The organism is Planktothrix mougeotii LEGE 06226 (assembly GCF_015207485.1).
Classification (GTDB): Bacteria; Cyanobacteriota; Cyanobacteriia; order Cyanobacteriales; family Microcoleaceae; genus Planktothrix.
Map to the genome: position 1 here is coordinate 1 of NZ_JADEWU010000140.1, position 5,469 is coordinate 5,469.

At 39.0% G+C, this 5,469-nt stretch carries 6 protein-coding genes; all 6 read left to right on the top strand.

Annotation, left to right across the window (positions count from 1 at the left end; all coding sequences use genetic code 11):
* The coding region (locus IQ236_RS27240) for an HNH endonuclease (RefSeq protein ID WP_193872332.1) at positions 1-704 on the top strand (704 nt) is incomplete at its 5' end.
* Between the two features lie 90 nt (positions 705-794).
* Positions 795-1,415: a J domain-containing protein gene (locus IQ236_RS27245; protein ID WP_193872334.1), complete on the top strand. Its 621-nt coding sequence runs from the start codon at positions 795-797 to the stop codon at positions 1,413-1,415.
* 138 nt (positions 1,416-1,553) lie between these two features.
* Positions 1,554-2,141, top strand: coding sequence for a COP23 domain-containing protein (locus IQ236_RS27250; protein WP_193872336.1), 588 nt, complete (start codon positions 1,554-1,556; stop codon positions 2,139-2,141).
* A gap of 6 nt (positions 2,142-2,147) precedes the next feature.
* Positions 2,148-2,975 carry a S1 family peptidase gene (locus tag IQ236_RS27255; protein WP_228041893.1) on the top strand — a complete coding sequence of 276 codons (828 nt, stop codon included), beginning with the start codon at positions 2,148-2,150 and terminating at the stop codon, positions 2,973-2,975.
* Between the two features lie 26 nt (positions 2,976-3,001).
* Positions 3,002-3,904: a S1 family peptidase gene (locus tag IQ236_RS27260; RefSeq protein ID WP_193872338.1), complete on the top strand. Its 903-nt coding sequence runs from the start codon at positions 3,002-3,004 to the stop codon at positions 3,902-3,904.
* A 597-nt stretch (positions 3,905-4,501) separates the two neighbouring features.
* A partial coding sequence (locus IQ236_RS27265) for a hypothetical protein (protein ID WP_228041894.1) occupies positions 4,502-5,469 on the top strand: 968 nt, incomplete at its 3' end.

The following is a 5,469-nucleotide window of genomic DNA, read 5'->3' on the forward strand; positions in this document are numbered from 1 at the left end:
AATGGAGTAGAAAATGTGCTTACTGTGGGGTTGAAAATGTCCCCTTAGAAGTAGAACATATTCACCCCAAATCCCAAGGCGGAACTGACCGAATTTCCAATCTTACTGTTGCTTGTCATGACTGTAACCAAAAGAAAGGAAACCAAGATATCCAAGATTTCCTATCGGGTAAACCCGACTTACTACATCGGATTTTGAAACAAGCTAAACAACCGTTAAAAGATGCTACTGCTGTAAATTCAACTCGATGGTTACTGTTTAATCGGTTAAAAGAAACAAATTTACCTGTTTCAATTGGTTCCGGTGGTTTAACTAAATTCAACCGCACTCGATTAAATCTACCTAAAACCCACTGGTTAGATGCAGCTTGTGTTGGAAAAGTTGAAACTTTAAAGGTTTTAACTAATAAACCTTTATTGATTCAGGCAACAGGACGTGGCACTCGTCAAATGTGTGGCACTGATAAATACGGATTTCCAACACGACATCGCTCACGAATACAGATTCATAAAGGCTTCCAGACGGGCGATATTGTTAAAGCTGTTGTTACCAAAGGCAAGAAAATAGGCTGTTATTTGGGTCGAGTTCTCTGCCGCGCATCTGGCAGTTTTGATCTAGCCACACAAAACGGAAGAGTAGCAGGAATTAGCCACAAATATTGTCAATCAATTCACAAAAAAGATGGTTATTCTTACGGATTCTAAAAGAACTCAGGCGGTTAAAAACGCACTTAGTCGGTTTTCCTCCTCGCTCTAAAGAGACGAGGCTTCCAACCTTCCCATGTTTTTCTTGTGATGGATGCAACAGATTATTATCGACAATTAGGATTAAGATTCGGCGCTAGTTTAGAGGCGGTGAAATCGTCTTATCGGAAGTTAGCGAGACAATATCATCCTGATGTGAATCCGGGGAATGAAGCCGCCAGAGAAAAGTTTATGGCGATCACAGAAGCCTATAAATTTTTATTAACGGTAGCCAAACCGGAAGCAGAATTAGAACCTGTAACGGCTTCGACTAAACCCGGAGGATCTCAGTCGGGATTTTCTTACTATCAAGCTCCAAAAGTTAAAATTACAGCTAAAAGTCATCCGATTCAATTTAATGTTGAATTAACTCCAGAAGAACAAAAAATTAAACAAAATTCCTATTTAGAGTTACAAAATCTATTAAAATATAAGCGTTTTCCCCGTGCGATTACTTTAATTGAAGGGTTAGCCCAACGGATTCCGAATGACCCTGAAATTCGTCAATGGCAAGCGATTTCCTATCAACGTTGGGGGCGACAATTGATTGCAGACAAGCAGGTTGAAAAGGCTAGAAATTATTTAAAGAAAGCGTTAAAAACCGATCCCCATAATCGAGCCTTATGGGCGGAAGTTGAACGAGATTTTAGGCAGTTAGAAAAGATTTATTAGTCTTTAGAAAGCTGATGTCTGAATTATACTTTTGTGAAGATTTGTAAAAAAAGGATAAAAAAATCGAATAATGCTTGATTCGCTGGGCTTGTTTTGGGATGATTAACTTATTTATCATTTCCAACTAAAATTTTTTATATGAGACACAAATCTGTAGTTTTCACCAGCCTAATTGCCTTGTGTAGCAGCTTTTTAGCACCTCAAAGGGCTTTGAGTCAACCCGCACCAGGACAACGGGGTTTTTTCTGCGATACCTCCACCGGAACCCCAACAACAGTTTATCAAAACTCCCAAGGAAGTCGAGAACCTTGGATTAAATGGGAATCTGATGCCTTTTCAGGGGCGGGTTATGATCCTCTAAGACGGTGTACAGAAGTCAGTGGACGTTTAGAAACCTATCGCCAGAATAAACAGCTTAAATATATCACTGCCGGGATGATGAATAGCCAACAGGTGATCTGTACTGCCAGTCAAGTGAATGGACGTTGTGAAGGATTAATTTTCACCCTGAAACCGAATCAAGATGCTGTGACAACCCTGAATAAATTGTTAGCTTGGCGAGAAGGACAAGCGGGGACTCCATCTCTGTCTGAAAGTGGCAATATTCCTTATATTGATGTCAGTGGACGTTTAGAAAATGAAAGCCATTCTCTCACAACTCCTCAATTTAATGGTCAACCTGTTCCACCCCCAATGACACCAAGCAATGGTGCGCGGGAACTTTAAACCAATATGAATTGCCCTATTATTAGGATTGGAATTTGTTTAACAGCACTGATGATTTTATCAGAATATCATCCTGTGTTTGCACAATTTCCAGAGATTAATTATCGTTTAAGTGATGAGCAAACGGTCAATCTGGAAAGATTAGCGCGGTTAACAACGGTTCGGATTTTAACTCCTAATGCTTCGGGTTCTGGTGTTATTATCCAACGACAGGGGCAAACTTATACAGTCATTACAAATTGGCACGTTCTGGCATTTAGTCAGCAACAAACGGTAATTGCTCCTGATGGGCAAAAGTATGGATTATTGGCTGCAAAACAGTTAGGAAATACGGATTTAGCGATCGCCTATTTTAAGAGTAATACCAATTATCAAATTGCTGCGATTAGTCCTGGTGCGATCACCGTTGGAGAACCTGTTTTTGCAGCCGGGTTTCCCATGTATCAGGAACACTCTTTTCAAACCACCTTTGATCAAGGTTTGCAAGTGTTTCGTTTCACTCAAGGGATTATCTCTATTTTACCGCCTAAATCTTTACCCCAAGGCTATCGTTTAGGTTATACCAATGATATTCGAGTGGGTATGAGTGGGGGGCCAATTTTTAACCGTTGGGGGCAATTAATTGGCATTAATGGCAGACTAAAAAACCGTGATCCAGATTTTGGGGTTTATGCCTTTGAAGATGGTACAGAACCTTCTCAAGAAATGTTGGAATTAATGGTTAATTCTAGTTGGGGGATTCCAATTATTCCCTATTGGCATAATACCCAAATTCCTCAACCTGTCGTGACGGGTTCCACAATCATTTCTGATATTAGTTATAAATTTGATTGATTGTCAAAAATTCACAGAGGGAAATTATGAATAATCGATTTTCGAGTTTTGATTATGTACCCAGTCTAATTGTTGGGACGGTTGCTGCTTTAGTGATTGTACAACCTGCGATCGCTAAAACTGCCAAAGAAGTCGCTCAAATTGCCATTCCCACTACCGTACAAATTAATAATACTTTAGTTGCAGACGCAAGCGGTTCAGGCGTAATTATTTCTAAAAAAGGGAATACTTACACCGTATTAACTGCCAATCATGTTGTTAATAATCCTAACTCAGAGTTTGTCATTAAAACCTCAAAAGGAAAAGATCATCCTGTTGCATCCGTTAAAACTTTACAGAAAGAAGGAAGTGGCCCCGATTTAGCAATAATTACCTTTGAAACCTCAGAAGAATATTCTGTTGCACCGATTAGTAATTCCGATGAAGCAACAATAGGTTCAGGGATTTATATTTCAGGATATCCCTTACCAGCTACGGGTTCAACGGAACGAGAATATGCCTTTACCGGTGGACAAGTAACGAATATTCGCTCTAGTAATTCCGAAGGTTATACGATGCGTTATGATGCGGTAACTCGACGGGGAATGAGTGGTGGGCCAGTGTTTGATGTCAGTGGTCGGGTGATTGGAATTCACGGTCAAGGGGATACGGTAGCCACAGTCAACAATGAATCTGCTGGCAGACAGGAAGAGGTAAAAACAGGGTTAAATTCAGCAATTCCCATTAATACATTTATTGCGTTAATGCCAGAAGTGAATGTGGAAAAATCGGCGGTTAAAATTGATAATAAACCCCCGGAAAATGTGGATGCAGAAAAAGTGGATGAGGCACAGGTTAATAATTGGTTTGGAAGTTTTGCCCAAGATTTAATTAAAGATGTAATTCGTAACGAAGTCCAGCGAGGACTACGGCAAATTTTACCTTTTTAGAAAAGCATCCTCCTCGTTTCTAGGCTCTGCCTAGAAATTCCTCCCAGCAGTCGGAGCCTGGACTAACCTATTCAACTTTCATTTTATAGGTTGACGAGGCAGAGCCTCTTTAACAGCATTCCAAGTTAGAAACTCGGAACAAGAATAATGTTTAGAATCATCGTTAATTTAGCGAGTAATGTTATGCAACGCATCCGGTACTTCCTATTAACAATTGTTTGTTTTTTTACTGCTATTTTAATTCCGGGGACATTCGTTAACCGTCTGCTTTCAACAGTGATGTGTGCTGTTTTTAGTTTTAATTGGGGAGCTTGCACCGTTAATTTAGCTCAAAATTCTGAGCGAGTTGTGGCAGCTTTTCCTCCGAGTTTGGAAAGAAATATTGACAGTTGGTTTACCCAGAGATCAGGAGAATTTGATGATGAACCTAATCCTCCTGCACCCGTTAATAATCAACAGGTTCCATCGTTTCCATTAGATCCAGGGCCTAATATTATTAGACCAGAGTTTGATGATCCTGGTTCAGTTTCGCCCGGTCAACCACAACTCAATCAAAGATTTATTATTAGCAGTGACCTTCGAGAAATAAACCCAGGATTGTATGAAACTGTTTTAACTAATTCAGAAGGGTGTAAAATAATCCGTAAAATCAAAAAAATCAATCAGTCTTTTGTTTATGAATCTATCCTTTACGAAGTTCCCAATAGTAATAGTTGTGGCGGAAAATCTTATGTGTTTAATTTTTCAGAGGATAACAAAAGTATTACTGGTGAAACCAGCCTAAATGAAAATTTTAAAATCAAGGTTAATAATCCTGGATATTGGGATGTTGACTACACAAATGCTTTGGGTGAACAGTGGTTATTGAGAATAGAACCTTTAGCCAATACATCCAATCAAAGCAAATTAAACATTTATAAAAAACCATCTAATTTTTTTATTCCTACTAAAACCCAACAATATAACAATTTTGTTATTGACAACAGAAATTTAACCAGCATTGAAAAATTATCGTCGTTTAACTCTTTCAACTCTCACCCTTCACAAAATGTCAGTGATCGGCTCACTCACCAAAAGCTAACTCTATTTGCAGATGAACAATGGAATGATAAATTTAACACAATTCTTATTTCTTCGGGATGGAGTTGTATTGAAGCTCCTCTAGCAAAAATTGGTTGCGATATTTGTCAAATAGCAAAAAAAATATTGGCTCTTGAGGATCTCGCTGAAAGTACCGATACAATGCTTAATACTATAACGCCGTCAATAGATCAAACAATGCGTATTCGGGGTCGGAAAATTACAGATGTTATTGACTCTGCTAGTGAACCTATGATTACTTTAGAAAAAGCAGCTATAGAAAACCAATTTTTAACGAAACTTAAACAGACTCTTAAAAAAGGGCTAAATGAGGCACTAAATTGTGAAGGAGATTCTGGCTCCTGTTCTCAATTTAAAAGGTTAGAACAGGAGTGTGAAGACGACAGAAATAATAAAGATAAAGAACCACAACCTCAACCAACGCCCAACCCCCAACCTCCACAACCCCCAACCCCAACACCTGT